The following is a 1,263-nucleotide window of genomic DNA, read 5'->3' as shown; positions in this document are numbered from 1 at the left end:
TTGTGCCTTGACCAAATGGTTTTGTGATTGGTTGTGTTGTTGGTTCATACGTATCTGAATCTTTCGGTTCAGTTGTAACTTTTACATTGACAATATCTGTTGTTTTATCTGGATATGTCACTGTGACTGGAACTTCTACTTCTCCTGGCGTTTGACCATCTGGAATTTTTGTTTCATCTACTGTCACTGTATATGGTTGACCATTTTCTGGGTAACCTGGAACAGTCACTTTTGATTTCACTTCATCTGGTGTTGCTTTTTCACCAAAGTGTTTAACGATTTCTCCTGCTTTAGGATCATATTTCACATTATCCGGTTGTTCGCCGACTGTAACTTTCACTGTGACTTTATCAGTTGTTTTATCTGGGTAAGTGACTGTTACAGGAACATCAAATACGCCAGGTGTTTGACCATTTGGTACTTTTGTTTCGTCATCGATAGTAATAACTGGTTGAGTACCTTCTTTAGGGAAGTTTGGAATTGTAACATGTCCTTTAACTTCATCCGCTGTAGTCGGTGTACCAAAAGGTTTTACTATTGGTTGTGTTGTAGGTTCATACGTAACTGAATCTTTTGGTCCAACTGTTACTTTAACTTTCACAACGTCTGTTGTTTTGTCTGGATATGTGACTGTAACTGGAACTTCAAATTCACCACTTGTTTGACCATCAGGCACTTTACTTGTGTCCACAGTAATAACTGGTTGATCGCCTTCTTTAGGGAAGTCCGGAACACTTACTTTTCCTTTTATTTCTTCTTCAGTTGTAGGTGTACCGTATGGTTTTTTAATCTCTCCTGTAGTCGGTTCATACATATCTGAATCTTTTGGTCCTGTTGTCACTTTCACGTTAACAATATCTGTTGTTTTATCCGGATAAGTTACTGTGGCTGGAACTTCTACTTCTCCCGGTGTTTGACCGTCTGGAATTTTTGTTTCATCTACTGTCACTGTATATGGTTGACTGTTTTCTGGATATCCTGGAACAGTCACTTTTGATTTCACTTCATCCGGTGTAGCTTTTTCACCAAAGTGTTTAGTGATTTCTCCTGCTTTAGGATCATATTTCACATTATCCGGTTGTTCACCGACTGTTACTTTCACTGTGACTTTGTCTGTTGTTTTGTCTGGGTAAGTGACGGTTACAGGTACATCAAATACGCCAGATGTTTGACCGTTCGGAATCTTAGTTGGATCATCCACTGTTACCACCGGCGTACCTTTATCCGTTGGGAAGTCTGGTACTGTGACTTTGTCTTTAACCT

The 1,263-nt window shown here is 39.4% G+C and carries 1 protein-coding gene; it reads right to left on the bottom strand.

The genetic code is table 11. The annotated features are described in order from the left end of the window. Window positions 1-1,263: Rib/alpha-like domain-containing protein (locus HMPREF2937_RS13760; protein ID WP_257245384.1), on the bottom strand; the 1,263-nt coding region annotated here is incomplete at both ends.

It is taken from the genome of Staphylococcus sp. HMSC061G12, from assembly GCF_001838465.1.
Taxonomy (GTDB): domain Bacteria; phylum Bacillota; class Bacilli; order Staphylococcales; family Staphylococcaceae; genus Staphylococcus; species Staphylococcus simulans.
This window is presented reverse-complemented; position numbering and strand designations above follow the sequence as displayed.